Source organism: Catellatospora tritici (genome assembly GCF_019083965.1).
GTDB classification, from domain to species: domain Bacteria; phylum Actinomycetota; class Actinomycetes; order Mycobacteriales; family Micromonosporaceae; genus Catellatospora; species Catellatospora tritici.
Window position 1 is genome coordinate 344,897 of the sequence record NZ_JAHRCY010000003.1, and the last position, 25,450, is coordinate 370,346.

Here is a 25,450-nt window from a genome sequence, read left to right on the forward strand (position 1 = left end):
CGGGATCGACCCTGCTCAGGCAGGTGGCGGACCTAGAATCGAGAAATGATCAAGGGAATGCACGCGCTCATTTACAGCACGAACGCAGAGGCCGACCGGGCGTTCTTCCGCGATGTGCTGGGCCTGCCGCATGTGGACACCGGCGAGGGCTGGCTCATCTTCAAGGCGCCGCCCGCCGAGATCGCCTTCCACCCGGCCGAGGCACACACGCGCTGTGAGCTGTATTTGACCGTGGACGACGTGGAGTCGACCGTCGCGTCCTGGAGCGAGCGCGGCCTGGAGATCATCGTGGCTCCGGCCAAGCGCGACTGGGGCACCGAAGCGGTCGTCCGCCTGCCCGGCGGCGCCACCCTCGGCGTCTACCAGCCCACCCACGTCACCGCCTACGACACCCCCTGACACCCCACGCCCACCGCCCTTTGCTCTGCACCCCAACCCTTGCTCTGCACCCACGGGCGCAACACCCCGAACGGCAGTTTCGGGGAAACTGCTGGAATCATGGCCGTCTTTCCAACAGTTTCCCCGAAACTGCGGTCAGACGCCGCGTCAACGGGTGCAGAGCAAGGCGGTGGGTGCAGAGCAAGGCGGTGGGTGCAGAGCAAGGCGGTGGGTGCAGAGCAAGGCGGTGGGTGCAGAGCAAGGCGGTGGGTGCAGAGCAAGGCGGTGGGTGCAGAGCAAAGCGGTGGGTGCAGAGCAAAGCGGTGGGTGCAGAGCAAAGGGTGCGGGCAGGGGAGAGTCGCGGCGCGGGCGTCGGGTGGGGCCGGTCAGGCGGCGCGGCCGGGCGGCGGCGCCCAGGCCGGGTCGCGGCCGAAGGCGGCGATCAGGCGAGCCTGCGGATCGGCGTCAGCGGGTACGGTCACCGCCGGGCCGATCACCCCTGCCCGCCGGTACTCCCGCTCGTGGTCGCCGAACCAGGCCGCGATGAAGGCCACCGCGTCCGCGTCCAGCCGCCGGTCCAGTCCCGCGGCCGCGGCCAGGTCCCAGGTGTGCACCAGGTGGTCGGCGGTGAGCTGGTGCAGGTACTCGGTGGCGGGCGTCTCGCCGAAGGAGAGGAACACCGTCCGGTCCAGCGCGCCCGGCTCCTCGACGGCCTGCCGGGCCTGCCACGCCGCGTCCACGGCGGCGGTGTGCGGGTCGTCGCCGAGTAGGTCGCCCTCGAACCGGTCGCCGACGTCGGCGATGGTCGAGCCGCCGAACATCGGCGGCGTCCAGCGATCCTCGCCGACGAGGTGGTTGACCAGCTCGTTGACGTTCCAGTCGGGACACGGGGTCGGCGCGGCCCAGGATTCGGGGCCCACCTCGCCCACGCGCCGGGTGAACCCGTCCAGGCTGCTGCGGTACGCGGTCAGCAGGTCCATTCCTTCCACCCCCGCAGCAAGTATCGCTCGCGCCTAGGATGGGCCGGTGATTTTCCAGCAGGGACAGCGCATCGTCTTCATCGGCGACAGCATCACCGACTGCGGCCGCCGCGACCACGCCGCGCCATACGGCGACGGGTACATGAGCCTGGTCCGCGCCTTCGTCACCGCCGCCCACCCGGAGTTGGGCCTGACCTGGGCCAACCGCGGCGTCAGCGGTGACACCGTGCGCGACCTGGCCCGGCGTTGGGAGGCCGACGCGGTCGCCGAGCGACCCGACTGGCTCAGCGTGAAGATCGGCATCAACGACGTGTGGCGGCTGTTCGGCGACCGCGCCGACGAGGCCGTCCCCCTCGACGAGTACGCGGCGACTCTGCGCACCCTGCTCACCCGGGCGGTCGACGCCACCGGCTGCCGCCTGATCCTGGCCGACCCGTACGTCATCGAGGCCGACCGGGCCGAGCCCCAGCGTGCCCTGACCGCCCGCTACGCCGAGGTGGTGGCCGGGCTGGCCGCCGACTTCGACGCGCTGCACGTGCGCACCCAGGACGCCTTCGACGAGGTGCTCAAGACCACCACGTCGCAGGACTGGGCGCCGGACCGTATCCACCCCAACCTGCCCGGCCACGCGATCATCGCCCGGCAGTACCTGGCGCTGCTCGGCTGACCGGATCCGTGGCGGCGGGCCGCTGACGACGGGCGCCAGCTCGCCTGGGGCGAACGCCGATGCCCGTGATCGGCCCGATCGGGTAAGCGGGGCCGGTTAGCGTGCGGGCATGGCCAGGTGGGGATACGGCCTGGGGTCGGCACTGCTTCAGGTCGGTGCCGCGGCGCTGGTCGGTGCCCTGTCGGGCCTGCCTGGCGCGGTCGTGGCGGTGCTGGCCGCGGCGGCGGTGGCGCTGCCGTACGGCTGGGCGGTCGCGCGGCTGGACGCCTATGCCGACACCGGGCGCGGGCTGGCGCTGTTCGCGCTCGACCACACGTGGAGCCTGGTCAACACCATCGCGGGCGCGCTGTTCCTCGCGTTGAACCTGGTCGGCGGCCACCGGCTCGATCCGGCGCCGTCGCGGCACCGGGGCCGGATCGTGGTCCGGGAGCAGGCCCTGCCCGGGTACGCCACCACGGTCGGCAACGTCATCGCGGGTCTGACGCCCGGCAACGAGGCGCACGAGGACCTGCACGTGCGCCAGGGGCGCCTGCTCGGCCCGCTCTACCTGCCCCTGGTCGCCCTCGGGTACGTGCTGTGCGCCGCGTGCCCGCTGTGGCTGCGCCGCCACGACCACACCGTCTGGCCGATCACGGGCCCGATCCGCTACTTCACCCACGGCGTCTATCCCCACGTCTGGCACGAGGCGTGGGCCTACCGCCGCGACCGTCTGGCCAGGCGAGAGGGTGATCGCAATCACTGACGGCTGACAATTCTTGAAATCTGTCAGTTGTCAGTTCTATCGTTGCCGGTATGACTGACACACGTACGCTCGGCCAGGCCGGTCCCCGGGTCTTCCCGCTCGGCCTGGGCCTGATGGGCATGTCCGACCTCTACGGCCCGGCCGACGAGGCCGAGAGCATCGCCACCGTGCACGCCGCCCTGGAAGCGGGGGTGACCCTGCTCGACACCGGCGACTTCTACGGCATGGGCCGCAACGAACTGCTGCTGCGCGACGCGCTCAAGGGCCGCAACCGCGAGAACGCCGTCATCAGCGTCAAGTTCGGCGCCCTGCGCGACCCGGCGGGCGGCTGGAACGGGGCGGACACCCGCCCAGCCGCGATCAAGAACTTCCTCGCCTACTCGCTCAACCGCCTGGGCACCGACCACGTCGACGTCTACCGGCCCGCCCGACTCGACCCGAACGTGCCGATCGAGGAGACCGTCGGCGCGCTGGCCGACCTGGTCAAGGCGGGGTACGTGCGGCACATCGGCCTGTCCGAGGTCGGCGCGGACACGCTGCGGCGCGCCGCGGCCGTACATCCGATCAGCGATCTGCAGATCGAGTACTCGCTGCTCTCGCGGGGGATCGAGGACGAGATCCTGCCAGTGGCGCGCGAGCTGGGCATCGGCGTCACCGCGTACGGCGTACTGTCGCGCGGCCTGCTGTCGGGCCACTGGTCGGCCCAGCGGCAGACGCCCGAGGGCGACTTCCGCACCCGGCTGCCCCGGTTCGGCGGCGACAACCTCGACCGCAACCTCGCCCTGGTCGAGGCGCTGCGTGAGATCGGGCAGGACAAGGGCGCCAGCGTCGCGCAGATCGCCGTGGCCTGGGCGCTGGGCCGAGGCGAGGACATCGTGCCGCTGGTCGGGGCGCGTACCCGGGAGCGGCTGCACGAGTCGCTGGGGGCGCTGACCGTGGTGTTGACCGAAACCGACCTGGCCCGCATCGACGCGGCCGTGCCCGCCGGGGCGGCCGCGGGCGACCGTTATGACGCGTTCCAGATGTCACACCTGGACAGCGAACGGTAGGGTCTGCCTCACCATGGCAGATGTACTCACCTCGGACCGGATCCTGGAGGCGGCGGAGGACGTCCTACGCCGCTTCGGCCCGGCCAAGGCCAACGTGGTCGACGTGTCGCGGGCGCTGGGTGTCAGCCACGGCAGCGTGTACCGGCACTTCCCGAGCAAGGCCGCGCTGCGCGAGGCCGTCGCCGAGCGCTGGCTGGCCCGACTGTCCGAGCCGCTGGCCGTCATCGCCGCCGACCACGGCCCCGCCCCGCAGCGGCTGCGCCGCTGGCTGGACGCGCTGAGCGAGTCGAAGCAGCGGATGGCGCGCGAGGAGCCGGAGTTGTTCGCCACCTACCACGGCCTGGCCATGGAGGCCGGTGAGGTGGTGCGCGCGCACGTCATCGCGCTGTCGACGCAGCTCGGGCAGATCATCGCCGACGGGGTCGGCCGGGGCGATTTCGCCGTGGCCGACCCGTTCGGCATGGGCCGGGCGGTCCTGGACGCCACCAGCCGGTTCCACAACCCGGCGCACACCGCCGAGTGGACCGACCCCGACCTGCCCGCCGCGTACGAGCGGGTGTGGCGGCTGATCCTCAACGGCCTGGGCGCGCGCGCCTAGGCGACGGACTTCGGCGGCCGCAGCTCCCAGACCCGGGTGTGCTTGACCGTCGTGCTCTCCAGCGCGAAGGGCACCGGCACCTGGTACGACGCGACCTCGTCGAACATGCGCCGGGGCAGGAAGGCCCGGTCCGGGTCGCCGACCAGCACCCGGGCACCGCTCTTCACCGCCCGGCGCAGGAAGCCGATCATCCGGTCGGCCATCGCCTGGCTGTAGAACACGTCCCCGGCCAGCACCACCTCGGCGTCCCCGGCGTCGCCGTCGAGGATGTCGGCCCGCTCCGCGACCACGGTGAGGCCGTTGGCCTGCGCGTTGACCTCGGTCGCGGCGGTCGACAGCGGGTCGATGTCGACCGCGCGCACCGAGGCCGCCCCAGCCCGCGCCGCGCAGACCGCGACCAGGCCCGAGCCCGACGCGAGGTCCAGCACCCGGCGCCCGGCCACCGTCTCGGGGTGGTCGAGCAGGTAGCGGCTCAGCGCCTGACCGCCGGCCCAGGCGAAGGCCCAGAACGGCGGCGGCTGCTCGCTGCGGTACTCGCCCTCGGTCAGCTCCCACAGCCCGATCGCGTCGGCGGCCTGGTGCAGGCGCACCTCGGGGATGAACGGCACGGGCGCCAGTACGGCGTACTCACGAACGAAGTCAGCAGCGGTCACCCAGGAAGTGTGCCGCCTGTGCCCGTCCGGCACCCGCACCGCCCCCGGTGAGACTGCCCACGGTCACCAGCTGACCGGCCCCTGCTCCAGCACGGTGATCGGGATCTGCGCGCCGTAGCGCTCGACCAGCTTCTGCTGGATCTTCGGGTCGACCTTGGTCACGCCGACCTGCACGCCGGAGGAGTCCGGCAGCGGCCCGGTCATGTTGATCTCGATGCCCTGTCCGCGCCAGTACTTGTTGTCGTCGCTGATCCGGTTGGTCAGCTTGAGCAGCGCCGCCTGGCTGAACGCGGCGTCGCGCAGGTGGATGCACTCCTGCCCGGCCACCGAGCGCACGTACGCGTCGAAGTCCGCCGACGGGACCCGGTAGATGATCGCCTCGCCCTTCTCCGGCACCACCTCGACGCCGCCGAACACGTCGGCGAACCGGCCGCCCTCGGCCTCGCGCTGCACCACCCCGAGCACGTTGTCCAGCTCGGCGGGGGTGCTGTACATGATGCTGCCCGCCGTCTCGATCGGCGAGGGCACCGGCCGCACGGCGTCGCAGCCCGCCGTCTGTGCCGATGGGAACTTCGGCGGCGCGGCGGCCTCCTGCGCGTCCTTCTCCTGCCCGGCGCAGCCTGCCAGCAGTGCGATCAGCGCCAACCCGGGGGCGGCGACGCGCAGGTGCGAGCGGACCCCGGGGGCACGGGTGTGAATGCGTGTCATGGCAGTCCAGACGCGCGCGGTGCGCCCTCGGTTGCCGGGGGCAGGATCCGATCTTCGGGTGGCGCGTTAGCAGGGTATGACCCGAAAGCGGATCATCGCCGCGGCCCTGCTGGCCTCCGCCGCGACGGCAATGATGCACGTCCGGCTCGCCCCGCCCGCCACCGTCGCCGCGGCGGTGGTCGGCCCATCCGGGACCGGCGACGGCCCGGTGCCCCCGCCTGAGCGGGAGATCCCCCTGCACCCGTTCGCGATCGTCCCGATCGAGCAGAAGGTCGCGATCGGCGACGTCGCCCTGCCCGCCAGCGAGGCCTCGGGCCTGGCCGCCAGTCGCCGCTATCCGGGCGTCTACTACTGGCTGCGCGACGGCGGCGGCGCGACAGCGCAGCGTCCCCGGGCCGCCCTGTGGGCGATCAAGGTCGACGAGGCCGGCGACTCCAAGCCGGTGCGCCGGGGCGAGAACTTCCCGTTCGCCGGGGTCTTCGACGCGGCCAACGGCGACTGGGAGGACATCGTCGTCGACGACGACGACAACCTGTGGATCGGCGACATCGGCGCGAACAACTGCAAGGCCCAACAGCACCTGTTCAAGACGCTGGAGCCGGATCCGGACACCGACGACCCGTTCGTGGTGACCGCCAAGTACCCGCTGGCGTTCCCCGACCCGGCCGAGGGCTGCCGCACCCGCAACGCCGAGGCCATGCTCTGGCTGGACGGCAGCCTCTACATCTTCGCCAAGGGCCCACACTCCCCGCTGTACCGCGTCGAACTGCCGGACCACCGCGGCGACGACGCCGAATTGGCGCCGGTGGGCCAGTTCGAATCGACGGTCAATCGGATCTCGGTCAGCACGCTGTCCGACGACCGCACTCGCCTGGTCCTGGCCAGCCACGCGCTGTACTGGGTCTTCGAAACCGATCCGGAGCTCAAGGGCGACGACCTGCTACGCGACGCCATGAAGCGCACCCCCCGCTACGTCGGCAAGTTCCCGGAGCAGGACGGCATGGTTGCGGCGGTGGAGGGCGGCAGCTACCTGCCCGGCTCGCACCAGGTGCTGTTCGTGGCCGAGAACAAGCAGGTCTTCCTGCTACCCGACGACCCAGGCGGCGCTCCGGCCGCCAAACGGTGACGATCGCGTTCTAGGCTCGGCGGATGGGCCTGGAGTGGGAACAGACGATCGTCGACGCGCACGACCCGGCCGCGCTGGGCCGGTGGTGGTGCGAGGCGCTGGGCTGGGTCGTGATAGACCCCGACCCGCGCTGGTATGAGATCCGCCCGGCCGTCGACCGTATGCCGGGCCTGCTGTTCGTGCCGGTGCCCGAGCCCAAGACGGTCAAGAACCGCCTGCACCTGGACTTCCGCCCCGACGACCGCGACGCCGAGGTGGCCCGACTGCTGGCCATGGGTGCCACCCGGGTCGACGTCGGCCAGGCCGCCGACGCCTACTGGGTCGTCCTGGCCGACCCCGAGGGCAACGAGTTCTGCGTCCTGTCCTCCCGCCGCCCCACCTGACGCGACCGCCGTCGCGGATCGAGCAATGCGGTTTCGGGGAAACTGCACGAATCCGAGGCCGGATTCCAACAGTTTCCCCGAAACCGCACCCCCGCGGCCGCGGTGCGGCGCGGTCATGCGGGAGTGGTGCGGGCAGCGTCAGCAGCCGCCGCAGTTGTAGTAGAGGATGTCCCAGTGGTTGCCCTCGTCGGTGTAGAGGTTCCCGGCGCCGGACTTGTACTGGTAGCCCCAGCCGGAGATGTACCCGACGTAGGCGAAATTGTTCTTGATGTAGTTGCCGATGCAGGTGTACTTGCTGATGTCGACCTTGTAGCCGTTCCAGTGGCTGTAGGTGCCGCTGGCGTGGCCGGTCTCGGTGCCCGCGGTGATGTTGATGGCGCAGCCGCTGGCCTTCTTCAGGGTGATGACACCGCTGACGGTGGTCTGGCGGATCTGCTCGAACGAGGTGCAGGTGGAGTTGTTGCGGTTGGAGCAGCCGCCGCTGGACGACCAGGTGATCCCGGCCGCGCTGAGCTGTGCGGCGGCCTGGGCGTGGGTGAGGAAGGTGGCGGCGTGCGCGGGGCTGGCGAACGCGAGCACCACGGCGACGGTGGCGGCGCCGAGGACGGTCATCCCGCGGCGGACGATACGGAGCATGGGGGTCTCCCTGGGAAGTTCGGGGGGTAACTTCTAGGCGCTGCGCAGCGACCGTCGATTCCTATCACTCATTCGCATATGCCACTAGCCGCACTACTCCAGATCCACTACAGGCGGGCTACAGAACTAGTTGCCTAGGATGGCGTGGCGATGGTGCCGTGACCCCCGAAAGGAGCCCGATGGGCCTGCTCACACCCCTGTGGCGGGCGGTGGCCGTGTTCCGCGTCGCCGCCCTCGCGTACGCCGCGATCCTGATGCTCAACAGCTACCAGGATTTCCTGCGGCCGTGGCTGGGCTGGGCGGTGCTGGCGCTGATGGCGGTGTGGACGGTGGTCACCGGCGCCGCGTACGCCGATCCCGCGCGGCGGCGCTGGCCGATGCTCGGCGCCGACATGATGGTCACCATCGCCTGCCTGGCCGCGTCGGAGCTGGTCGTGGCCCCGCAGCGGCTGCACACCGGCAGCGCCACGCTGCCCATGGCCTGGGTCGCCGGGGTGGTCCTGGTCTGGGCGATCTCCGGCGGCCGCCGCCGGGGCACCATCGCGGCGCTGCTGGTCGGCGCCGTGGATCTGCTGCTGCGACGAGGGATCACCTCGGCCACGGTCAACGGCACCGTGCTGCTCCTGCTGGCGGGCTCGATCATGGGGTACGTGTCCCGGCTGACCGGCGACGCCGAGGAGCGGCTGCAACGCGCCACCGAACTCGAAGCGGCGACGAAGGAGCGGGAGCGGCTGGCGCGCGGCATCCACGACTCGGTGCTGCAGGTGCTGGCGCTGGTGCAGCGGCGCGGGGCCGAGATCGGTGGCGAGGCGGCCGAACTGGGACGGCTGGCGGGCGAGCAGGAGGCGACGCTGCGGGCCCTGGTGGGCGTACGCGCCGACACCCCCGCCGAAGGCACGGCCGACCTGCGCGTCCTGCTCGGACGGTACGCCGGGGCACGGGTCACCGTCGCCTCCCCGGCCACGCCGGTGCTGCTGCCCGCCGCCACCGCCGAGGAGATAGCCGCCGCCGTCGGCAGCGCCCTGGACAACGTGACCGTGCACGCCGGACCACACGCCCAGGCGTGGGTGCTGGTCGAGCACGAGCTCGACCTGGTCACGGTGTCGATCCGCGACGACGGTCCCGGGATCGCCCCGGGCCGCCTCACCGAGGCCGCCGACGCGGGCCGACTCGGGGTGGCCCAGTCGATTCGGGGCCGTATCCGGGACCTGGGCGGCAGCGTCGTCATCACCAGCGGCCCGGGTGAGGGCACCGAGGTCGAGCTGCGGGTCCCCGCCGCGTGAGCGAAGGTGACTAGGCTGCACGGCGTGGTGGACGTGATGGTGGTCGACGATCACCCGATGTGGCGCGAGGGAGTGGCCCGCGACCTCACCGAGGCCGGGTACACGGTGGTCGCGGCGGTGGGCGAGGGTGCCCAGGCGGTGCGGGTGTGCGGCTCGGTGCGTCCCGATGTGGTCGTGCTGGACCTCCAGCTGCCGGACCTGTCCGGGGTCGAGGTGATCCGGGGCCTGGTCGGGGCGCTGCCGCAGGTGCGGGTGCTGGTGCTGTCGGCCAGCGGCGAGCAGCAGGACGTGCTCGACGCGGTCAAGGCCGGGGCCACCGGCTACCTGCTCAAGTCGGCGGCGCGGGAGGAGTTCCTGGAGGCGGTGCGGCGCACCGCCGACGGCGACGCGGTGTTCACGGCCGGGCTGGCCGGGCTGGTGCTGGGGGAGTATCGGCGGCTGGCCGCCGGCCCGGCCGCGGACCTGGACGCCCCACGGCTGACCGAGCGGGAGACCGAGGTCCTGCGACTGGTCGCGAAGGGACTGTCCTATCGGCAGATCGCCGAGCGGCTGACCCTGTCGCACCGTACGGTGCAGAACCACGTGCAGAACACGCTGGGCAAGTTGCAGCTGCACAACCGCATCGAGCTGGTCCGCTACGCGATCGAGCGCGGGTTGGACGACTCAGACTCTCCTGAGTAGCCCACCCCCGTCTTTGAGTACGTGCCCCGATTCGCCGCGCCGCCGACTTTGGCTGAATCAGGGGCATGGCTGGAAACGTGTACCTGACCGGCTTTGGGGCGTACCTGCCCGGGGAGCCGCTGGACAGCGAGCAGATGGCCCGTCGCCTCGGCGCGGGCGAGCGCGGCGCGGCACTGCGGGCACGCGTGCTGGCCGCCAACGGCATCCGCACCCGCCACTACGCGCTGGACGAGCGCGGCGAGGTGACCATGCTCAACGAGGAGCTGGCCGCCGAGGCGGTCCGCGACGCCCTCAAGGACCGCGATCTGCCGATCGAGTCGGTGGGGATGCTGGCGGCCGGAACCACCCAGGGCGACCTGCTGGTGCCGGGGTTCGCCTCGATGGTGCACGGGCGGCTGGGCGGCCCGGCGATGGAGCTGCTGTCGGCGGGCGGGGTGTGCGCGTCGAGCATGACGGCGCTGGCCGCGGCCGCGCGGGCGGTGCGGCTGGGCGAGCACGACGCGGCCGTGGTGGTCGGGTCGGAGCTGGTCAGCCGTTCGCTGCGGCAGAGCCGGTACGAGGGCGCGCGCAGCACGTTCGACGCGGAGTTCCTGCGCTGGACCCTGTCGGACGGGGCGGGCGCGGCGGTGCTGGAGCGCGCGCCCCGGCCCGGCGGGCTGAGTCTGCGGCTGGACTGGACGCACGTGGTGTCGTACGCCAACGAGCGGCCGGTGTGCATGTCGGCCGGTGGCGAACCGGTCGCCGGGCAGACCTGGCAGGACGGGGCCGATCTGGGCGAGGCCGTGGGTCAGGGACTGATCCGGCTGCGCCAGGACGTCAAGAACCTGCCCGCGCTGTTCCGGCTGGGGCTGCGCGAGTTCATGGGGCTGGTGCGGGCGGGCCGGTTCCGGCCGGAGGACGTCGAGCACGTGCTGTGCCACTACAGCGCCGAGCATTTCCGGGGTGAGATCTTCGACCTGTTGCGCGGCGCCGACCTGATGATCGACGAGAGGCGCTGGTTCACCAATCTGCACAGCCGCGGCAATACGGGGGCCGCCAGCATCTTCGTGATGCTGGCGGAGGCGTGGCAGACGGGGCGGTTCGCCCCCGGTGACCGGATCCTGCTGATCGTGCCCGAGTCGGGCCGCTACTCCTTCGCCTTCGCCCACCTGACCTGCGTGGACGGTTCGGTCGAAGCCGAGGCGGACGCCGCGCGGCCGGGGAACGCGCCTGCGGTCGACCGCCGGGCCGCGACGGCTGCGCTGTCGCATGCCGAACGGGCCGTGTCGCTGCCCGCGCGGGCGCGGTTCGAGCAGGCGGTGCGGCATGCGGTGCCGGTCGCGGCCACGCCGTCGCCGCTGGGGCGGCCGCTGCCCGAGGACGGTGACGCCGTCCGCTGGACCGTGCTGGAGCTGGCCCGGGTCTGGGGTGACTTCGAGCGGCAGGTGCGGGCGGTGCCGCTGGTGCGGCGCATCGACACCCATACCGCGACCCTGGCCGACTACCGGCGCCTGCTGTTGCACCTGCGCCAGCAGGTGGTCGAGGGCGGCCGCTGGATCAGCCGCGCCGCGTCGAACTTCTCGGTGGAACTGTTCGCGCTGCGTAGCGCGGCGATCAAGCACGCGGCCGAGGAGCACCGCGACTACCAGCTGCTGGAGCGGGACTTCGTGGCGGCGGGCGGGGACCTGGCCGAGATCCAGGGCGGGCGCAAGAACATCGGGTCGGAGGCGCTGTCGGCGTTCATGTTCCACCAGGCGAGCCAGCCGGATCCGGTGGATCTGCTCGGGGCGATGTTCATCATCGAGGGGTTGGGCACCGCGCTGGCGCTGGGCTGGGCGGACTCGCTGCGTGAGCAGCTCTGGCTGCGCGAGGACCAGGTGCGGTTCCTGGCCTACCACGGCGAGGCCGACGACGGGCACTTCGCGGAGCTGGCGCACCTGCTGCGTGAGGGGGTGCTGGACGCGGCGCGGGCCGCGCGGGTGGTGCGTACGGCCGAGGTGGTGGCGCGGCTGTACACGCTGCAGCTGGCGGAGGTGGACGCGTGAGGGTGCTGCGCGACCCGTCGGTGTGGATGGCGATGCTGGCCGACCCGGCGGTGCCGATGGACCGCGAGACGCTGCGGCTGGTCGTACGCGACCAGCGGCGGTGGACCCGGCGCTGGCTGTACCCGGTGGTCCGGCCCTGCTCGGCGGTCGCGGTGTGGCTGATCCGGGTGCTGAAGCGGCTGGTGGCGGTGCCGCTGTCGGCGCACGGCACGATGGACCGGCTGTGCGTGTGGTTCCTGCACCGGTTCGTGCACCCGGAGGCGGGCACGCTGCTGGTGCGGCACTTCATCGTCGAGACGAACCTGCTGGCCTTCCTGGTCCGCAACGCGCCGGTGGCCGGGGTGCCCGAGCCGACGCTGCGTCCGACGACGGTGTCGCGGCTGGGCGACCGGGCCGTGATCGAGCACGACGTCAACGTGTACGAGGTGCTGATCGGCCTGGGCACCGGCGTGCCCCGGCCCCGCCCGGACCGGCTGGACCTGTCGATGCTGGACGTGCCGCCGATCGACCCGGCCCCGGCGCGGCGACGCTGGCTGCGGCTGGACATCCAGACCGCGCTGTGTCTGATGAACATCCCGTTCGCGTTGTGCCTGACGGTGCCGGAGTACCAGCGGGCGGTGCACTCGATGCGGCTGGACGCCTCGCTGCTGGCGCTGCTGGCCGACACCACCGGCGACGAGACGTTCCTGCGCTGGCGGCCCCAGGGGATCACGGTGCGCCTGGACAGCGGCCTGGACGTCCCCCGCGCCGTCTACGAACACGCCGTCATCTGCGAATACGCCCACGAACACCTCCTCCGCCTCCGCGGCGGCGGTGGTGGCGGTGGTGGCGGTGGTGAGTTGCCGGGCAGTCGGGCGAATGGGGTCGCAAGACACGTCCGGTTGCCCGGCAACTTGGGTGATCTTGGAGACTCGGCCGGGTCAGGTGGTGCGGGGGCGCATGGCGCGGTCGAGGGCGCGCATGCGTGAGGTGGCGATGGCGGTGACCACGCGGGTGGCGGGGGACAGTTCGGCGTCGCGGCGGTGCACGATGGCGAACTCCTCGTACATCGCCGGGCGCAGCGGGGCCCAGCCCAGCCCGGCGGGCAGCCGGTCGCCGAGGTTGTGCAGCACGCCGCGCCAGGTGACGGTGTCGGCCAGGCCCCGGGCGGCGATCTCCAGCGCCGTCTCGGTGTCCTCGACCTCCACGCGCGGGCGCAGCGACCGGCCGGTGCCCTGGACCGCGCGGGTGAGCTGGCGGCGGGTGGTGTCGTCGTCGCGCCAGCTCGCGTCGGGCAGCACCAGCGGGGCGTCGGCCAGAGCGGCCGGGGTGATCCGGCCGGTGAGCCGGGCCGGGTCGGCGCTGACGTAGACCAGTTCGTCGCGCAGCACCGGGGTGACGACCATGCCCTCATCGGCGACGGGCAGCGCGATCACGGCGGCCTCCAGGCGGCCGCGGCGCAGCTGCGCCAGGATCTCGGCGGAGTTCTGCCCGACCAGCTCGACCCGGATGCCGGGGTGCTGGCTGAGCACGTCGGCGACCAGGTCGGCGGCGAGGTAGAAGCGGGCGGTGCGGAACACCCCGAAGCGGACCGTGCCGGTGAGCAGCTGGCGCACCGAGGCCACGGCGCGGCGGGCCTCCTCGACCGCGCCGAGCGCGGTGGCGGCGTGCGGGGCCAGCGCGCGGGCCGCCTCGGTGGGCACCAGTCCTCGGCCGACCCGCTGGAACAGGGTCGCGTCGAGCTGCTGTTCCAGCAGCCGGACCTGTTCGGAGACCGACGGCTGGGCGTAGCCGAGCGCGGTCGCGGCGGCGGTGAACGAGCCGTGCTCCAGCGTGGTGAGGAAGCAGCGCAGCTGGTGCAGCGAGATCAAGGAAATCCCTTCGGTATGTGCTGGAATCCAAGGCTACCTCGATGGCTCGGCCCGCCCTACCGTCTTGGTGTGTCCTCGGCTCCCCCTGCCCCGACCTCGACCGTTCCCGCCCCCGCCCCGTCCCGCTCGGCTCGCCGTGGAGTCGCGCTGTGTCTGCTGGCCGCTGCCGGGTTCGGCGTCTCGGCCGTGTTCGCAAAGCACGCGTACGCCGCCGGGCTCAACGTGTCGACGCTGCTGACGGCTCGGTTCGCGCTCGCCGCCGTGCTGCTGTGGGCGGTCGTGGCGTGGCGTCGGCCCAAGCTGCCCACCGGGCGCAGCCTGCTGGTCGCGATCGGCCTGGGCGCGATCGGGTACGCCTGCCAGTCCGGTCTCTACTTCGGCGCCCTGGCCCGCATCGACGCCTCGCTGACGGCGCTGCTGCTGTACGCGTACCCCGCGCTGGTCACCGTCATCGCCGTGGTGCTGCGCCGCGAACGCGCCGACCGGCGCCGGATGGCGGCGCTGGCCTGCTCGGCCGCCGGGCTGCTGCTGATGCTGGGCGCGGGCGGCATCAAGGGCTCCGCCGCCGGGGCCGGGGTGCTGCTGGCGCTGGGCGCCGCCGTCGCCTACTCGCTGTATCTCACCGTCAGCGAGGGCCTGCCCGCCGGGCTGGACCTGTTCGCGGTGACGGCGATCGTGTGCAGCGCCGCCGCGGTCAGCCTGGGCCTGACCGGACTGGTCACCGGCAACCTGCACGCCCCGGCCGACCCGTCCGCGTGGGGCTGGGTGGCGCTGCTGGCCGCCTGTTCGACGGTGGTGCCGATCGCCTGCGTGTTCGTCGGTGTACGCGAGGTGGGCGCCTCCACCGCCGCGATCCTGTCCTGCGCCGAACCGGCCGTCACCGTCGCGGCGATGGCCCTGGTCTTCGGCGAGCGCCTCACCCCGGCGCAGGCCGTGGGCGGCCTGGCCGTGCTCGCCTCGGTGGCGGTGCTGCAGTGGCCCCGGCGCACCGCGCGGGCGGCGGCGGACGCGCAGCCAGCGGACGCGGGTATCGTGCGGGGCGATCGACTCGCGGAGGAGACCCCACCCCATGCGCCGCTTCCTGCCCCTGGCCCTGCTCGCGGTGATGCTCGGCGCGGGCTGCGCCGACGGGCCGACGCCGGTGTTCCACGCCGCCCAGAGCAGCCCGGGCAGCACTCCGGGCCCGACGGGCGCCGCGACGCCGTCGGCGCCGGCCGCGCTGTCGGCGGCCGAACGGCTGCAGGCGGCACTGGTCACCGATGACGAGCTGAAAGCCGACGCGGTGTTCGCCGTCGCCGACTTCGAGCGCACCTTCGACCAGGACCACCAGGTGAACTACGCGTACGGGGTGGTCCCGGCCTGCGGGGAGAAGGCGGCGTCGTCGACCACCGAGGGGCGCGCGGTCGTGGCGTGGTCGCGGGCGTGGTGGACCGGGCACGGCATCGCCGGCCAGGACGCGTACGTGCTGCCCAAGCAGACCGCCGCGACCGTGCTCGCCAAGGTCAAGTCGAACCTGGCCGGGTGCGGTTCGTTCAGCGAGGACGACGTCACCTACCACAAGACGGCCAAGCACCAGGTGAAACTGCCCGCCGGGTTCACCGGCTCGGTCGCGGCCTGCTTCGAGGGCTCCGGCGACACCGCCTGCTTCGCCTACCTGGGGCGCGGGCACGTGGTGACGCGCCTGTTCAGCTCCGCCGAGGACCAGGCGGGCGCGCAGCGCCAGCTGCAGGCCCTGATGGCCCCGGTCGCCGCCCGCCTGCAACGCCTCCCCGCCTGATCGGGGCAAGGCAGGGCACCTTCGTCGGCTCGCGTCAGCGAGACGAGCAGCGGCTCGGCTCGCAATACGGTTCGGAAGGGCCCCTTCCAAACCGGGGCTGCCGCGGCGGATGGCGCGGTGCTGTGGCGGTCAGCGGGTGGTGAGGTCGGCGGTGTCGAGGTCGACTCGGGTGCCCAGGGCGCCGGCGGCGGCGCAGGCCACCGCGAGCACCAGTTCGGCTCGGTCCGGTCTGGTCAGGGCGGTGCCGGACAGGGCGATGCCGCGCGTGCCGGGGACCAGCGCGGTCAGGGCGGTGCCGTCGGCCGGTGGCGGCAGCGGCATCTCGCGGCGCAGGCCGCCAGCGCGCAGGCCGGTGCCCAGGGCCTTGCCGACGGCCTCCTTCTGCGTCCACAGGGCCAGGAAGTCCTGCGGGCGCTCCCGCACCCAGCCCGCCTCACGGGCGTCGAACCACCGCGCGGCCAGCTCCGCGGCGGGCAGGTCGCGGCGCAGTTCGACGTCGATGCCGACCGGGCCGAGGGTGCTCAGCACGACCGCGGCCACGCCTTCGGTGTGCGTCAGGGACAGGTGCAGTTGCGGATGGGCGGGCAGCAGCGGCCGCCCGGACGGGTCGCGGCGGACGCGGACCGTGGTCGGGCAGGTGTCGAGGGTCTGCGCCACGGCCAGGCGGGCCAGGCAGGTGGCGCAGTGCGATTCGGAGACCCACACACGCAGCACCAGCTGAGCACATCACGCGGGCCTGCCGGGTGGTATCGGTGAGCCGGTCGCGGCGTGACGCTGATACGGCGGTGGCCGCGACCCGAGTACGGGTCGCGGCCACCGGACGGCGCGTCGACCGACCGAACGGTCGGTCGGGCAGGTCAGCTCACCAGGAAGTTGGCGAACGCCCACGGCTCACTGTCGTCACCGGACGCCGGACGGAAGTTGGCGAACGGCTCGTAGTACGCGCTGCGCGGGGTCCAGTCGGTGTGCACCGACGGGCTCGCGCCGAGGTACGGGTTGGCCACCGACAGGACGGTCTCGTGGTCGAGGTCGTCCGGGACGCACAGACCCTTGTTCGGGTTCTGCACCATCCAGTAGACGGCGCCGAGCACCGAGGCGGCCACCTGCAGGGTGGTCGCGTTCTGGTGCGCCACCAGCGCGCGGGACTCGTCGATGGTCAGCTGCGAGCCGACCCACCAGCCGTTGAGCTCGTGGCCGAGCAGCAGCACGCCCAGCTCGTCGCGACCGCTGACGATCTCGTCGTTCATGATGCGCTGGTTGGTCTGCAGCTCGTAGCCGTTCATGCGGCACTCGTACAGCGAGTTCATCGCGGCGTCGGTGGGCAGGTAGGCGTAGTGCACCGTCGGGCGGTACACGGCCTTGCCGTCCTCCCACACGGTCAGGTGGTCGCTGATGGTGAAGGCCTCACCGTGGCGGACCACCATGCCGATGATCGGGCCGCCGATCGGCACCCAGGAGCGCACGTACGTGGTGATGCCGGTCTGGGCCAGGCAGATCTGGTTCTGCGGGCCGGACTCGTGCGTGTACGCGTGCTCGGGCAGCGACGGCTCGTGCGTGCCCCAGCCGAGCTCGGCGGGGGCGATGCCCTCCTCGTAGAAGCCCTCGACCGACCAGGTGTTGACGAACTCGCCGACCTGCTTGGGCTTGTCGCCGACCTGGGTGTCGCGCTCGGAGATGTGGATGACCTTGGTGCCGGTCTCCTTGCCCAGGGCCGCGAAGTCGCGGTTGGCCAGGGCCTCCTCCAGCCGGGTGCGGTGGGCCTCGTCCAGCGGGCGGGCCAGGCGCTCGGGCTCCTTGAGCATCGCGGTGGCGATGTCGATGAGCGCGACCTTGGTCCAGTGGCTGACCAGGCCCGGGTTGGCGCCGTGCTCGACGACCGCGGTGGGGCCGTCGGCCCGCCACGACTTGGCCTTCTCGCGCAGCTTCATGTGCCGGGCGTAGAGGGTGCGCGACTGCGGCGTGGCGTTGAGCTGGTCGGCGTACGGGTCCCACTCCTCGACCGAGGTGTCGACGTAGAGGGTCCCGTGGCGCTGACACCAGTCGATGATCGTGCAGGTGTCGATGTTCCACGCCAGGTTGATCAGCAGATCGCCCTCGCCGACGTACTCGGCGAGCTTGGTCTCGATGTTCTCCTCGGTGATCCGCTCCCGCACGTAGGTGCCGCCGGCGGCGGTCACCTCGGCGGCGGTGTGGGCGAGGTCCTCGAAGTCCATCACCGTCAGGCGCGTGAAGTCCATGTCCAGGTGGCGCAGCAGCAGCGGCTGCAGGCACTGCGAGACAGAGCCGCTGCCGAGCAGGAGGATGCGGCCGTCGAAGGCAAGCTTGGGAATGGAAGTAGTCACGCGCCGTCTCCGATACAGAATGTTGCCAATGGTGCGAACCCGTTGAATCCAACGGAAGAATACGTGGTGGTATAGGCCCCGGTGCCCAGAATGTCGACGTAATCGCCGGGCTTCAGGTCCAGTGGGAGCCGGTAGGGGGCCTTCTCGTACAGGATGTCGACGCTGTCGCACGTCGGACCCGCCAGCACGACCGGCCCGCACGGCTCGCCGTCACGGGCGGTGACCAGGCGATACTGGATCGCCTCGCCCTCCGTCTCCGCCAGCCCGCCGAAGCGACCGATGTCCAGGTAGACCCATCGGTGATCGTCTTCGTAGGACTTCTGCGACACCAGCACCACCTGGGCGCGGAGCACCCCGGTGTCGGCGGCGATGAAACGGCCCGGCTCCACGGCCAGGTGAGGTGACGGCAGGTCGGCGAAGTGGCGGTCCACCGCCCCTTCGATCGCCTCCGCGTACTCCTCGATCGGCGCGACCGGCTGCTTGTAGTCGGTGGGGAAGCCCCCGCCGACGTCGAGCAGCCACAGGTGCACGCCACGCCCGGCCAGCTCCCGGAAGACCCGCGCCGCCTGGGCGATGCTGGGTTCCCACCGGGTCGGGTCGAGCTGCTGCGAGCCCACATGGAAGGAGATCCCGACCGGAACCAGCCCGAGTCGGCGGGCCGAGTCGAGCAGCTCCACCGCCATGTCCGGCGCGCAGCCGAACTTGCGGCTCAGCGGCCACTGGGCACCGGCGCTGCCGGCCAGCAGGCGGCAGAAGACGGACGCGCCCGGGGCGTTCTCGGCGATCTTGTGGAGCTCGGCCTCGCTGTCGAAGACGAACAACCGCACACCGCGTTCGTACGCGTAGCGGATGTCGGAGGCCTTCTTGATGGTGTTCCCGTACGACAGGCGGCCCGGATCCGCACCCTCGGAGAGGCACAGGTCGATCTCTGCGGGGCTTGCCACGTCGAACGAGGAGCCGAGCCGGGCGAGTCGCCTGATCAGCTGCGGCTGGGGGTTGGCCTTGACCGCGTAGAAGACCTGGGTCTGGCGGAAGGCGCCGGTCAGGCGGAGGTACTTGTCCGCCGCGACCTTGGTGTCAATGACCAGGTAGGGGGTTTCCTGCCGGGTCGTGTCGAGGAAGTCCTGGATCTCGCGGTTGCCTGCCGCGAACGTGGTGACCAGGGTGGTGCCGTTGGTCATCGCCATTGTCTCGCTAATCCTCCACTGAAGGGTTTGATGCGCACCCGGTGCGGGAACGCCGACGGAGGAGTCTAGGGCCAAAGGGTGAACAACCGCGGGGCGGGACGCCGTGACCGAGTGTGGCGATGCTCATACGCAGGTGCGGGCGGGTCGCCGAGCGGCCCGCCCGCACCCGATCAGGTGACGCGCATCACGAAACGGTGATCTTCACATCGTCCACGCCCGCCTCGACGAGGCTGGCGGTCGAGGCGTCGGCCGCCTCGATCAGGATCCGCACCGACTGCCCCGCGTACGGGCTGAGGCTCCAGGTCCCCTGCGCCCAGGCGCCGTTGCGGTTGCTCGCCGCCCCGGCCTGGGTGAACAGGGCGGTCGTGCCGCCGCTGTGCACCACCGAGACCCGGAAGAAGTCGGCGTTGGAGGAGTTCGACCCGTGCGCCAGGTACCACGACAGCGACAGGTTGATCGCGCCCGAGGCGGGCAGGGTCACCGCGGGGGAGCGGACGCTGGTCGTACCCCCGTCGATGTCGTAGTCACCCGCGGCCGTGCCCGCCAGGCGCCCGGTGACCAGGTCGTTTGTCCCGGAGACGGTGGTGCCGAGCTGCTTGGCGCCGCCGGAGTTGGTGTCGGCCGGGTCGCCGCGCTCCCAGGCGCCGGTGGTGGCGCCGTCGGTGCCGCTCGGGTTCACGGTCCACCCGGTCGTGGTCTCGAAGGTGTCCTGCCACACCACGGTCGCCGGGGTGCCGGTGGCCAGGTTCCACAGCGCGTACGCCGCCGCGTCGCCCGCCCGGTCGAGCACCGTGTCGCTGATGTTGCTCGTGGTGTCGCAGGCCGAGTGGTAGCAGGCGTCGAACGCGGTCTGGGTGCCGCCCCACTTGGTGACCTGCGCCGCGGTCTTGACCCGCGACGCACCCGCGGCCACCCCCGAGGTCTGCACGCCCACGGTGTTGAACGAGGCGTCGTCGGAGCGCCCGGCGCCCTCGGTGTTCTCCTCGGTCTGCACCCCGATCGAGTCGTAGTACGCCTTGAGCACCGCGCCCGGCGTCGACGTGATCCGGTTGATGAAGTAGCCGCCGTTCTTCGAACCCACCATGTCGAAGTTGAAGTACGCCTTGATCTTGGCGCGCTCCGTGGCCGACAGGTTGTTGGCGTAGAACTCCGAGCCGTTGAGGCCCTGCTCTTCGTCGGTCCACCAGCCGAACCGGACGTGGTTGAGCATGCTCGGCTTGGTCGCGGCCAGCGTCAGGGCGATCTCGAGGATGGTGGACGAGCCCGAGGCGTTGTCGTTGATGCCCGGACCGGCCGAGACGCTGTCGAGGTGGGCCCCGAACATGTACACGTTGTTGGCGTCGCCGCCCGGCCAGTCCGCGATCACGTTCGGGCCCGCGCCGGAGGTGCAGCCCGAGGTGCAGCTCTGCTTCACCACGGTGAAGCCCGCCGCGACGAGCTTGTCGTAGACGTAGTTCACCGACGCGGTGTAGCCCGCGGTGGTGGAGCGGCGGGTGCCGCCGTTGGCGGTGGCGATGCTCTGGAACTGGGTCAGGTGCGCCTTGACGTTCGTCAAGGAGATGTCGGGGGCGGCCAGCGCTGCAGCCGGGAGCGCCGGGGCCGGGGCGGCGGCCAGGGCCGGGGGCGCGGCCAGGGCGCCCGCGGTGGCCAGGGCCAGGGTCAGCAGACCGCGCAGGACCGGTTGGGGTCTCAAGTCGTGCTCCTCACGGTATGGGGAAATCGCCGGGGGTCACCGGCGCCCGCAGGATATGACCCGTAGTGACGAATGTGAATACTGAAAATCATTTCGGTGCCCGCTGGGTGTCGGCTGGACGCGGTGCGGTGCTGAGCGTTGGCGCGTTCGGGCACTCGCGCCTACCCTGACGCCCGTGGCATTCGATCTACGTCGATCAGCCCGGTCCACCGCCCGCTGGTCCAGCCCGGCGGCGCTGCTGTTGGCCGGATTCTGTCTGCTCATGCCGTTCCTGGCGGTCTCCTGCGACGCCCCGGGCGGCTACGGCCGGGCCGCGCCCGGCGGCACCACCACCTACACCGGCTGGGACCTCGCCGTCGGCGGCGCGCCCGAGGTGACCTCGGACCATCTGCGCCCGGCCGAACAGGCCCGGGACGACACCCTGCCACCGCAGCCGCTCGCGATCGCGGTGCTGGTGCTGGTGCTGGTCGGCCTGGCCGGTGCCGTGGCGATCCGCGGGGTGCGGGCGCGGCGGGCCGCCACCGCGCTGGCCGCCGCGATCGGGGCGGTGTTCCTGGTGGCCAACCAGGCCACCGCGCGGGCCCTGCTGGAGTCGCGGCTGCGCGAGCAGCTGACCGTGCCGATGCCGACGGGCAAGACCGCCGCCGACTTCATCGCCGACCAGGGCGGCTTCGCCCTGTGCCTGCTCCTGCTGGCCCTGGTCGCCATCTTCAACGGCATCGGCTGGCTGCGCGCCCCCGCCCCGTCCACCCCGCCCCTTGGCCCGCCTCCCGCCCCGCCTCCGGGCGGCGTTCCGGACGCTGCAGTTTCGGGGAAACTGCACGAATAACGGCCAAGATTCCTGCAGTTTCCCCGAAACTGCACCCCGTCCCGCCCCGCCCCCGCCCGCGGTGGGTGGGGTGGGGCGGGAGGTTAGCGGTCGTTCAGGGGGTTGGGGGAGGATGGGCGGCATGGTCGTCACGCATGAGGTCTTCAACCAGGTGCCGCCGCTGGTGGACTACGACGTCGCCGCCGACCCGCCGCTGCTGGCCGCGTTGGCGCGCGAGGGTGCGGGCTGGTACGCCGAGGACCTGCACCGGTTGGGGCGGCTGGCCGGAACCGAGCAGGCCCAGCGTTGGGGTGACGAGGCCAACCGGTACTCGCCGGTGCTGCGTACGCATGACCGCTACGGCAACCGGGTGGACGAGGTCGACTTCCACCCGTCCTGGCACAAGCTGATGCGGGTCGCGGTCACCGAGGGGCTGGCCGGGGCGGCATGGGCCGACCCGCGCCCCGGCGCACACGTGGCCCGCGCCGCCGGACTGCTGGTCTGGAGCGCGGTCGAGCAGGGCCACACCTGTCCGATCTCGATGACGTACGCCGCCGTGCCCGCGCTGCGCGCCCAGCCCGACCTCGCCGCCGCCTACGAGCCGCTGCTGAGCAGCCGTGACTACGACCCGGGACTGCGCGCCCCACTGAGCAAGCGCGGGCTGCTGTCGGGCATGGGCATGACCGAGAAGCAGGGCGGCTCCGACGTACGGACCAACAGCACCACCGCGACCGACGCCGGGGACGGCACCTGGCTGCTGCGCGGCCACAAGTGGTTCACCAGCGCCCCGATGAACGACCTGTTCCTGGTGCTGGCCCAGGCCCCGGGCGGGCTGTCCTGCTTCCTGGTGCCCCGGGTGCTGCCCGACGGCACCCGCAACCCGTTCCGTATCCAGCGGCTCAAGGACAAGCTCGGCAACCGCAGCAACGCCAGCGCCGAGCCGGAGTTCGACGGCACGGTGGCGTGGCTGGTCGGCGAGCAGGGGCGCGGCGTCGCCGTGATCATCGAGATGGTGTCCCTGACCCGCCTGGACTCCAGCCTCGGCTCGGCCGCGGGCATGCGCGCGGCCCTGGTCCAGGCCGTGCACCACGCCCGGCACCGGCACGCGTTCGGCGGTCCGCTGCTGGACAAGCCGCTGATGCGCAACGTGCTCGCCGACCTGGCCGTGGAGTCGGAGGCGGCGACGACGCTGGTGCTGCGGGTGGCGGGCGCGGTCGACCGGGCGGCGCGCGGCGACACCGGTGAGCAGGCGTTCGGCCGGATCGCCACCGCGCTGGCCAAGTACTGGGTGTGCAAGCGGCAGCCCGCGATGGTCGCCGAGGCCCTCGAATGCCTGGGCGGCAACGGGTACACCGAGGAGTCGGGCCTGCCGCGCCTCTACCGGGAGGCGCCGCTCAACGGCATCTGGGAGGGGTCGGGCAACGTCAACGCCCTGGACGTGCTGCGCGCGCTGGAGCGCGAACCGCACAGCCTGGCCGCGTACGAGCAGGAGGTCGCGCTCGGCCTCGGCGCCGACGACCGGCTCGACCAGGCGTGGCGGGAGCTGCGCAAGGAGCTCGCCGACCCCGCCGACGCGCAGCTGCGGGCCCGCCGTCTGGTGGAGCGGATGGCGCTGGTGCTGCAGGGCAGCCTGCTGGTCCGGCACGCCCCGGCCGCCGTCGCCGACGCGTTCTGCGCCTCACGCCTGGCCGGGGACCGGGGCCTGGCCTTCGGCACGCTGCCCCCGGGCCTGGACCTGGCGGGCATCCTCGCCCGTACGCCCCCGGCCGCCTGACCGGCCGGGCTCAGGCGACGTTGGCCGTGATGAGCAGCACCAGTCCGCAGAACGCCGCGACCAGGTGGATGACCTGCAGAGCCACGATCACATGGAGGTCCTCGCCGGGACTGCGGTAAGGAAGGGTGTGCTCGGGGTCGTCCGGACTTTTCGGACCGAAGTGCTGGTGACACACCTCGGAACGCTTGCTGTGCCTGCTCGCGTCGCGTAGGCAGTAGCCGACCACGAAAACGCTGAACACGCCGGTGGCCAGGAACACCATCGCCGCGCCGACGGTAGGCCCGACGGCGGGTGAGAAGTGGTAGTGCTTGCCGAGGTCCCGCCCCGCCAGGATCAGCATGGCAGCGACCAGGCCGTAGACCAGCAGCCCGGCGGCGCTCCAGAGCGTCGCCAGACGCTGGGCGCCGAGCAGCGCGGCGCGCTCCTCCTGCCAGAGCCGTAGGTGGAACTCGCGTTCGTCCATGGTCACTTCCTGTCAGCTCGTAGCGGTGGCGAACGCGCCGCACAGCGTCAGCAGGCCGAGCGTCGCGACAGCGAGGTGCACGCCCCACAGCACCACGTGCAGGTCGGTCGGAGCGGGCGCATCCGGACCCGTCGGGGGGTCGGTCAGCTCCAGCTGTTCGGCCAGGGCCTTGGCGCGCGCCTGCTGGCGGTAGCCGTGCCGCGCGCAGCTGACCAGCGCGGTCATGCCGGCCGCGGCGAGGCCGAGCAGCAGCACCGAGCCGAGCAGGGTCCGCAGGCTGAGCGCCTCGGGGTGGCCGTCGGCGAAGGCGGTGATTTGGACGCCGCAGATCACGACGGCCGCGACCAGGGTGGCGGAACTGAAGGTGGTCGCCAGCCGCACGCGGTGGCGGATCTCCTCGCGGGCGTCGCGCCAGGCGGCGAGCTGAAGCTCCTTCGGATCCATGAGCGCGTACGGTAGCCGAGTCAGAAGCCGTCCGGTGTCCCGCTTGTGGCCGTACCCCCGAAGACCGCCGCGAAGGTGGCGAAGAACGCCGCGTTGAGGCCGGCGAACGCGCAGAAGAACAGGAACGTCAGCAACATGATCCCGGTCAGCACCCAGCCCACGATGATCGCGACCTGCGCCATCTCGATGCCGCGCTCGCCGCTGACCGCGATCTGCTTCTTGGCCTCGGCGCCGAAGTAGATGCCCAGCGGCGGGAACACCATCAGCGCCAGGATCAGCGCCAGGATGGCGTACGTGTTGTACGGCGGCTGCGGTCGGTACGGCGGCATGCCGTATGGGTCGGTCACTGGGGTCTCCCGGAGTCGGTGGTCCCGAGGTTAGCGTCAGCGCGCCACCGCGCCGTGTGGCATCATCGCCCGGTGCGCCGACCCCAACAGATCTTCGCCGTGTCCGGACTCCTCAACCCGCCACCCGGCTACCCGCCCCGGTCGCGCAGCCTCCTGCTCGACCACGCGGTCTCGCTGACCGGGGTCGACGCGGCCCGCATCTGCTACGTGCCGACGGCGATGGGCGACAACCCGGCGCTGGTCGCCTCGTTCCTGGAGGCGTTCGCGGGCACGCCGCACACGGTGTCGCACCTGAGCCTGTTCCCGCAGCCCAGCGTCGAGAATGTGCGCGAGCACCTGCTGTCGCAGGACCTGATCTGGGTCAGTGGCGGCAGCGTGGTGAACCTGCTGGCGGTGTGGCGGGCGCACCGGCTGCCCGAGATCCTGCGCGAGTGCTGGGAGGCCGGGGTGGTCCTGGGCGGCGGCAGCGCGGGCAGCATCTGCTGGCACGTGGGCGGCTCGACGGACTCGTTCTCCGACGGGCTCGACCCGGTCACCGACTCGCTGGCGTTCCTCCCGTACAGCAACGGGGTGCACCACGACTTCCCGGAGCAGCCGCGGCGGGAGAAGCTGCACGAGTACATCGGCTCCGGCCTGCTGCCCGACGGCTACGCCACCGACGACGGCACCGGCCTGCACTACGTCGGCACCGAACTGGTCGAGGCGGTGACCCTGCTGGAGACGGCCGACGCGTACCGGGTGGAGCTGACCGAGGCCGGGGTGGTCGAGCGGCCGCTGGGCGCCCGCCTGCTGCGTCCGTAACGTCGTCGCCGCGACTCGCGGCTGCAAGAAGTTTCAAAAGGCACTCTCCACCTCGG

General features: G+C 72.1%; 28 protein-coding genes. 16 read left to right on the forward strand and 12 right to left on the reverse strand.

What is annotated here, in order from left to right:
• The first annotated feature begins 45 nt into the window (after positions 1-45).
• A complete protein-coding gene (locus tag KUA19_RS08715; protein ID WP_217395629.1) occupies positions 46-399 on the forward strand; it encodes a VOC family protein in 354 nt (117 codons plus the stop codon).
• 365 nt (positions 400-764) lie between these two features.
• Here KUA19_RS08715 and KUA19_RS08720 read toward each other — a convergent pair whose 3' ends face one another.
• Positions 765-1,358, reverse strand: coding sequence for a TIGR03086 family metal-binding protein (locus KUA19_RS08720; RefSeq protein WP_217395630.1), 594 nt, complete (start codon positions 1,356-1,358; stop codon positions 765-767).
• A 46-nt stretch (positions 1,359-1,404) separates the two neighbouring features.
• On the opposite strand from KUA19_RS08720, the gene KUA19_RS08725 reads away from it, so the two are divergent.
• From KUA19_RS08725 to KUA19_RS08740, 4 genes are all read left to right on the forward strand, one after another.
• Positions 1,405-2,025 (forward strand): SGNH/GDSL hydrolase family protein, encoded by a 621-nt coding sequence (locus KUA19_RS08725; protein ID WP_217395631.1) that lies wholly within the window; start codon positions 1,405-1,407, stop codon positions 2,023-2,025.
• A gap of 109 nt (positions 2,026-2,134) precedes the next feature.
• A complete protein-coding gene (locus KUA19_RS08730; RefSeq protein WP_217395632.1) occupies positions 2,135-2,767 on the forward strand; it encodes a glycine zipper family protein in 633 nt (210 codons plus the stop codon).
• Between the two features lie 50 nt (positions 2,768-2,817).
• Positions 2,818-3,816 (forward strand): aldo/keto reductase, encoded by a 999-nt coding sequence (locus tag KUA19_RS08735; RefSeq protein ID WP_217395633.1) that lies wholly within the window; start codon positions 2,818-2,820, stop codon positions 3,814-3,816.
• 13 nt (positions 3,817-3,829) lie between these two features.
• Complete coding sequence (locus KUA19_RS08740) at positions 3,830-4,414, forward strand: TetR/AcrR family transcriptional regulator (protein ID WP_254548991.1); 585 nt, start codon at positions 3,830-3,832, stop codon at positions 4,412-4,414.
• On the opposite strand, the gene KUA19_RS08745 is transcribed toward KUA19_RS08740, so the two are convergent.
• Both KUA19_RS08745 and KUA19_RS08750 read right to left on the reverse strand, forming a co-directional pair.
• The gene (locus tag KUA19_RS08745) at positions 4,411-5,067 is read right to left on the reverse strand and encodes a class I SAM-dependent methyltransferase (protein WP_217395635.1); all 657 of its coding nucleotides are present in this window, start codon (positions 5,065-5,067) and stop codon (positions 4,411-4,413) included. The two genes, KUA19_RS08740 and KUA19_RS08745, sit on opposite strands and share 4 nt — an antisense overlap.
• A 63-nt stretch (positions 5,068-5,130) precedes the next feature.
• Entirely contained in the window at positions 5,131-5,775 is a 645-nt protein-coding gene (locus tag KUA19_RS08750) for a hypothetical protein (RefSeq protein ID WP_217395636.1), read from the reverse strand.
• Positions 5,776-5,851: 76 nt separating this feature from the next.
• On the opposite strand from KUA19_RS08750, the gene KUA19_RS08755 reads away from it, so the two are divergent.
• Together KUA19_RS08755 and KUA19_RS08760 are read left to right on the forward strand one after the other, a co-directional pair.
• Positions 5,852-6,901 carry a hypothetical protein gene (locus tag KUA19_RS08755; protein WP_217395637.1) on the forward strand — a complete coding sequence of 350 codons (1,050 nt, stop codon included), beginning with the start codon at positions 5,852-5,854 and terminating at the stop codon, positions 6,899-6,901.
• A 23-nt stretch (positions 6,902-6,924) separates the two neighbouring features.
• Entirely contained in the window at positions 6,925-7,284 is a 360-nt protein-coding gene (locus KUA19_RS08760) for a VOC family protein (RefSeq protein ID WP_217395638.1), read from the forward strand.
• A 138-nt stretch (positions 7,285-7,422) separates the two neighbouring features.
• Here the strand turns inward: KUA19_RS08760 and KUA19_RS08765 are convergent, their stop codons facing one another.
• Positions 7,423-7,920, reverse strand: coding sequence for a hypothetical protein (locus KUA19_RS08765; RefSeq protein ID WP_217395639.1), 498 nt, complete (start codon positions 7,918-7,920; stop codon positions 7,423-7,425).
• A 179-nt stretch (positions 7,921-8,099) separates the two neighbouring features.
• On the opposite strand from KUA19_RS08765, the gene macS reads away from it, so the two are divergent.
• The 4 genes from macS (at position 8,100) to KUA19_RS08785 (ending at position 12,876) form a co-directional block, all read left to right on the forward strand.
• Positions 8,100-9,203, forward strand: coding sequence for a MacS family sensor histidine kinase (gene macS, locus KUA19_RS08770; RefSeq protein ID WP_217395640.1), 1,104 nt, complete (start codon positions 8,100-8,102; stop codon positions 9,201-9,203).
• Positions 9,204-9,239: 36 nt separating this feature from the next.
• Positions 9,240-9,884 (forward strand): response regulator, encoded by a 645-nt coding sequence (locus KUA19_RS08775; protein WP_217395846.1) that lies wholly within the window; start codon positions 9,240-9,242, stop codon positions 9,882-9,884.
• Positions 9,885-9,949: 65 nt separating this feature from the next.
• Positions 9,950-11,908 carry a 3-oxoacyl-[acyl-carrier-protein] synthase III C-terminal domain-containing protein gene (locus KUA19_RS42525; protein WP_254548992.1) on the forward strand — a complete coding sequence of 653 codons (1,959 nt, stop codon included), beginning with the start codon at positions 9,950-9,952 and terminating at the stop codon, positions 11,906-11,908.
• The gene (locus KUA19_RS08785; RefSeq protein ID WP_217395641.1) at positions 11,905-12,876 is read left to right on the forward strand and encodes a DUF6999 family protein; all 972 of its coding nucleotides are present in this window, start codon (positions 11,905-11,907) and stop codon (positions 12,874-12,876) included. The genes KUA19_RS42525 and KUA19_RS08785 overlap by 4 nt, the downstream gene beginning before the upstream one ends.
• Here KUA19_RS08785 and KUA19_RS08790 read toward each other — a convergent pair.
• Entirely contained in the window at positions 12,829-13,758 is a 930-nt protein-coding gene (locus KUA19_RS08790) for a LysR family transcriptional regulator (RefSeq protein WP_217395642.1), read from the reverse strand. The genes KUA19_RS08785 and KUA19_RS08790 overlap by 48 nt on opposite strands.
• A 69-nt stretch (positions 13,759-13,827) precedes the next feature.
• Between KUA19_RS08790 and KUA19_RS08795 the strand changes: the two genes are divergently transcribed.
• Both KUA19_RS08795 and KUA19_RS08800 read left to right on the forward strand, forming a co-directional pair.
• Positions 13,828-15,021 carry a DMT family transporter gene (locus tag KUA19_RS08795; protein ID WP_308167383.1) on the forward strand — a complete coding sequence of 398 codons (1,194 nt, stop codon included), beginning with the start codon at positions 13,828-13,830 and terminating at the stop codon, positions 15,019-15,021.
• A 19-nt stretch (positions 15,022-15,040) separates the two neighbouring features.
• Complete coding sequence (locus tag KUA19_RS08800; RefSeq protein ID WP_217395643.1) at positions 15,041-15,535, forward strand: hypothetical protein; 495 nt, start codon at positions 15,041-15,043, stop codon at positions 15,533-15,535.
• Between the two features lie 129 nt (positions 15,536-15,664).
• Here KUA19_RS08800 and KUA19_RS08805 read toward each other — a convergent pair whose 3' ends face one another.
• From KUA19_RS08805 to KUA19_RS08820, 4 genes are all read right to left on the reverse strand, one after another.
• Entirely contained in the window at positions 15,665-16,249 is a 585-nt protein-coding gene (locus tag KUA19_RS08805; RefSeq protein ID WP_308167384.1) for a 4'-phosphopantetheinyl transferase family protein, read from the reverse strand.
• Positions 16,250-16,392: 143 nt separating this feature from the next.
• Positions 16,393-17,877 carry a saccharopine dehydrogenase NADP-binding domain-containing protein gene (locus tag KUA19_RS08810; protein ID WP_217395644.1) on the reverse strand — a complete coding sequence of 495 codons (1,485 nt, stop codon included), beginning with the start codon at positions 17,875-17,877 and terminating at the stop codon, positions 16,393-16,395.
• A complete protein-coding gene (locus KUA19_RS08815; RefSeq protein WP_217395645.1) occupies positions 17,874-19,058 on the reverse strand; it encodes a type III PLP-dependent enzyme in 1,185 nt (394 codons plus the stop codon). The genes KUA19_RS08810 and KUA19_RS08815 overlap by 4 nt, the downstream gene beginning before the upstream one ends.
• A 190-nt stretch (positions 19,059-19,248) precedes the next feature.
• Entirely contained in the window at positions 19,249-20,757 is a 1,509-nt protein-coding gene (locus KUA19_RS08820) for a M28 family peptidase (RefSeq protein ID WP_217395646.1), read from the reverse strand.
• A 175-nt stretch (positions 20,758-20,932) separates the two neighbouring features.
• Between KUA19_RS08820 and KUA19_RS08825 the strand changes: the two genes are divergently transcribed.
• A complete protein-coding gene (locus KUA19_RS08825; protein WP_217395647.1) occupies positions 20,933-21,586 on the forward strand; it encodes a hypothetical protein in 654 nt (217 codons plus the stop codon).
• Positions 21,587-21,707: 121 nt separating this feature from the next.
• Positions 21,708-23,339, forward strand: a complete 1,632-nt coding sequence (locus KUA19_RS08830) for an acyl-CoA dehydrogenase family protein (protein WP_217395648.1) — start codon at positions 21,708-21,710, stop codon at positions 23,337-23,339.
• A gap of 10 nt (positions 23,340-23,349) precedes the next feature.
• On the opposite strand, the gene KUA19_RS08835 is transcribed toward KUA19_RS08830, so the two are convergent.
• Genes KUA19_RS08835 through KUA19_RS08845 form a run of 3 tightly spaced genes read right to left on the reverse strand, consistent with a single transcriptional unit; the run spans position 23,350 to position 24,575 of the window.
• Positions 23,350-23,802 carry a hypothetical protein gene (locus KUA19_RS08835; RefSeq protein WP_217395649.1) on the reverse strand — a complete coding sequence of 151 codons (453 nt, stop codon included), beginning with the start codon at positions 23,800-23,802 and terminating at the stop codon, positions 23,350-23,352.
• Positions 23,803-23,814: 12 nt separating this feature from the next.
• Positions 23,815-24,246: a hypothetical protein gene (locus KUA19_RS08840; RefSeq protein ID WP_217395650.1), complete on the reverse strand. Its 432-nt coding sequence runs from the start codon at positions 24,244-24,246 to the stop codon at positions 23,815-23,817.
• 20 nt (positions 24,247-24,266) lie between these two features.
• A complete protein-coding gene (locus tag KUA19_RS08845; RefSeq protein ID WP_217395848.1) occupies positions 24,267-24,575 on the reverse strand; it encodes a DUF4190 domain-containing protein in 309 nt (102 codons plus the stop codon).
• A gap of 90 nt (positions 24,576-24,665) precedes the next feature.
• Between KUA19_RS08845 and KUA19_RS08850 the strand changes: the two genes are divergently transcribed.
• Positions 24,666-25,394: a Type 1 glutamine amidotransferase-like domain-containing protein gene (locus KUA19_RS08850; RefSeq protein ID WP_217395651.1), complete on the forward strand. Its 729-nt coding sequence runs from the start codon at positions 24,666-24,668 to the stop codon at positions 25,392-25,394.
• The last annotated feature ends 56 nt before the right edge of the window (positions 25,395-25,450 follow it).

Bases quoted from the DNA above. Each gene is read 5' to 3' on its own strand.
- KUA19_RS08755 (WP_217395637.1), top strand. From the start codon at position 5,852: ATGACCCGAAAGCGGATCATCGCCGCGGCCCTGCTGGCCTCCGCCGCG.
- KUA19_RS08835 (WP_217395649.1), bottom strand. From the start codon at position 23,802: ATGGACGAACGCGAGTTCCACCTACGGCTCTGGCAGGAGGAGCGCGCC.
- KUA19_RS08765 (WP_217395639.1), bottom strand. From the start codon at position 7,920: ATGCTCCGTATCGTCCGCCGCGGGATGACCGTCCTCGGCGCCGCCACC.
- KUA19_RS42525 (WP_254548992.1), top strand. From the start codon at position 9,950: ATGGCTGGAAACGTGTACCTGACCGGCTTTGGGGCGTACCTGCCCGGG.
- KUA19_RS08750 (WP_217395636.1), bottom strand. From the start codon at position 5,775: ATGACACGCATTCACACCCGTGCCCCCGGGGTCCGCTCGCACCTGCGC.
- KUA19_RS08775 (WP_217395846.1), top strand. From the start codon at position 9,240: ATGGTGGTCGACGATCACCCGATGTGGCGCGAGGGAGTGGCCCGCGAC.
- KUA19_RS08840 (WP_217395650.1), bottom strand. From the start codon at position 24,246: ATGGATCCGAAGGAGCTTCAGCTCGCCGCCTGGCGCGACGCCCGCGAG.
- KUA19_RS08730 (WP_217395632.1), top strand. From the start codon at position 2,135: ATGGCCAGGTGGGGATACGGCCTGGGGTCGGCACTGCTTCAGGTCGGT.
- KUA19_RS08760 (WP_217395638.1), top strand. From the start codon at position 6,925: ATGGGCCTGGAGTGGGAACAGACGATCGTCGACGCGCACGACCCGGCC.
- KUA19_RS08830 (WP_217395648.1), top strand. From the start codon at position 21,708: ATGGTCGTCACGCATGAGGTCTTCAACCAGGTGCCGCCGCTGGTGGAC.
- KUA19_RS08715 (WP_217395629.1), top strand. From the start codon at position 46: ATGATCAAGGGAATGCACGCGCTCATTTACAGCACGAACGCAGAGGCC.
- KUA19_RS08735 (WP_217395633.1), top strand. From the start codon at position 2,818: ATGACTGACACACGTACGCTCGGCCAGGCCGGTCCCCGGGTCTTCCCG.
- KUA19_RS08815 (WP_217395645.1), bottom strand. From the start codon at position 19,058: ATGACCAACGGCACCACCCTGGTCACCACGTTCGCGGCAGGCAACCGC.
- KUA19_RS08720 (WP_217395630.1), bottom strand. From the start codon at position 1,358: ATGGACCTGCTGACCGCGTACCGCAGCAGCCTGGACGGGTTCACCCGG.
- macS (WP_217395640.1), top strand. From the start codon at position 8,100: ATGGGCCTGCTCACACCCCTGTGGCGGGCGGTGGCCGTGTTCCGCGTC.
- KUA19_RS08740 (WP_254548991.1), top strand. From the start codon at position 3,830: ATGGCAGATGTACTCACCTCGGACCGGATCCTGGAGGCGGCGGAGGAC.
- KUA19_RS08845 (WP_217395848.1), bottom strand. From the start codon at position 24,575: ATGCCGCCGTACCGACCGCAGCCGCCGTACAACACGTACGCCATCCTG.